The 1,948-nt window shown below is 67.8% G+C and carries 2 protein-coding genes; one reads left to right on the top strand and one right to left on the bottom strand.

Going from position 1 to position 1,948, the window contains the following annotated elements; all coding sequences use genetic code 11:
• Nucleotides 1-358 precede the first annotated feature (358 nt).
• A complete protein-coding gene (locus tag IQ216_RS13730; protein WP_193815915.1) occupies nt 359-799 on the top strand; it encodes a hypothetical protein in 441 nt (146 codons plus the stop codon).
• Here IQ216_RS13730 and IQ216_RS13725 read toward each other — a convergent pair.
• Nucleotides 728-1,699 (bottom strand): glycosyltransferase, encoded by a 972-nt coding sequence (locus IQ216_RS13725; RefSeq protein ID WP_193815914.1) that lies wholly within the window; start codon nt 1,697-1,699, stop codon nt 728-730. The two genes, IQ216_RS13730 and IQ216_RS13725, sit on opposite strands and share 72 nt — an antisense overlap.
• Nucleotides 1,700-1,948: the final 249 nt, after the last annotated feature.

Raw genomic sequence — 1,948 nt, 5'->3', positions numbered from 1 at the left:
TCGCAGGTTGCTATGCAGTACGTGATCAGGAGATCAGTGTGCCTGTCGAGGGAAAGAATCGGCCAACATGGGCAGATTTTGGCACCCGAAAGGGTGAAATCAGCCAAGCCAACCTCAGATTCGCCAAACGTTGTTCATTCCGAGCAAATTCCAACCTTGGACCCACTTTCAGGGCTCGTTGCCCAGAGGCTCCCTAGGTAGGGAGTGTCTGGCCGGCCAGGTAGCCGTCACATGTTCTGGGTAGCCTGAGTCGGCTGAAATGCCATCCCTAAAGACCATGGCTAGAGCCACACCAGAGGCATCGCGCCGACGCGGCTTTTTTTGGCCGCTGAAGAAGGTCGCTCGGCGGCTGAGGCTCTTGCCCCCCCCTACGCCCCACCAACGGCTGGCGATCCTTCTGGAGCATCCTGAGCGGCGTGCGCCTGAAGCCTGGCGCAGCTGGCGGAAGGCCAAGCTGACCCGCGTCCAGGAGCTTCTGGCCAACAGAAAGGGCGTGGTCGCGGCCAGGGAGCTGAGTCGAGCCCTGCTTCAGGACCCGGACTTCCCCAGGTTTGACGAGCTCATGGCCGAGGCCGCCAGCCTCAAACTGCGCCGGGACGTCAAGGCTGGCCAGCCTGATCCGATTGTCGAATTCCCCGAAGAGCTACGGGCCCAGGCCCTGCAGCTGGAGGGGTTTCAGCTCTACATCGCCGAAGTGGAGCAGCTGCTCCACCAGGCCGGCTTCCCCTCAGGGCCAGAGGTCGGCGGGGGCAGCCAGGGCAGCCCCTCGCGTCCAGCCGCCAGCGTCAGCCAATCCTGAGCCAAGGCCGCAGGCCGCCAGCAACGCCTCGGCCCGGGCCTGAAAGCTGTGCTCACTGGCCACGACCCCGCTGACCCGTTGCAGCAGTCCAGGCTTGGAGCGGCGGCGCATCACCTCAGCCAGCGTGGCCTGGGGGTCGTCATCGGGGCCATGCACGACGATCCCCGGCAGCAGCGCTTCAGGGCAGCCTGGCGCCATGTCGGTGATCACGGGCACCCCGCAGGCCAGCACATCGAAGACCCGGTTGTTGAGATAGCCGAAATCACGCATGGCGCCGTGGTGGTCGTTGAGCACCGCCAGGCTCTCGCCGTAGAGAGCCGGGAGGGCGTGGTTGCTGATGCTCTGCCGCTCCGCCCTCAGGCCGTAGGCCTCCCAGCCGCTGCCGATCAGGGTGAGCGGCAGCCCGCTGCGGCCGAAACCCAGCACCAGGGGCCGGACCAAGCCACGGGTGTTGCCCACGAACAGCAACCCCCGGCTGGGCAGCCGCGGGGAACCGGCCATCCGGAAGTCCGTGGCCTGGGGCAGCACATGGGTGGGCTTGCCGCTCAGGTAGGCCAGGCGCTGCCGGTCCTGGGCAGAAGCCACGAACAGCCTGTCGTAACTGGCCAGTTCCGCGGCGCTGATGTCCAGCGGCCAGCTGATCTGCCAGAGCAGACGGGTGCAGTAGGTGGCCTGGCTGAGCCACTCGGGGCGGGGACGGAACTTGCCCCGCAGCAGCAGCAGCCCGGTGCCGGCGGGAGGGGGGGTGGCGCTTTCGTAGGTGTCGCGAAACAGCAGGCGCGTGGCGAGGCCACAGCCGCGCAGGGCCCGCTGCAGGCTCTGGGCGAAGGCCACGTCCCCCCAGCCCGCCAGGCCGGCGGGGTCGCTCGGGGCTGCGATCAGCAGGTCGAGGGACCTCAAACGGGGCGCGAAGATGGATTGCCATCCTCCCCCGCCCCCGTTCTGGACGTTCACACACGCCTGAACCTGCAAGGACTGATCCAGCGGCTCCATGCCTTGCCTGGGGTGAGCAGGTACCGCTTCTGCTCAGGCCTCGACGCGGTGCTGTTGCTCCCAGGGGAAGCCCTGGGGCCGGAGCAGCCCGCCCGCAGCCTGGAGCTGACCCTGCCGCCTGGCCCCGGGGCTGACGCCGGCCCCTCCTCCCCCTCT

The sequence above is a fragment of the Cyanobium sp. LEGE 06143 genome (assembly GCF_015207535.1).
Lineage (GTDB): Bacteria > Cyanobacteriota > Cyanobacteriia > PCC-6307 > Cyanobiaceae > NIES-981.
Note: the sequence above shows the minus strand (reverse complement) of the source record. Positions and strands in the feature narration are given on the sequence as shown.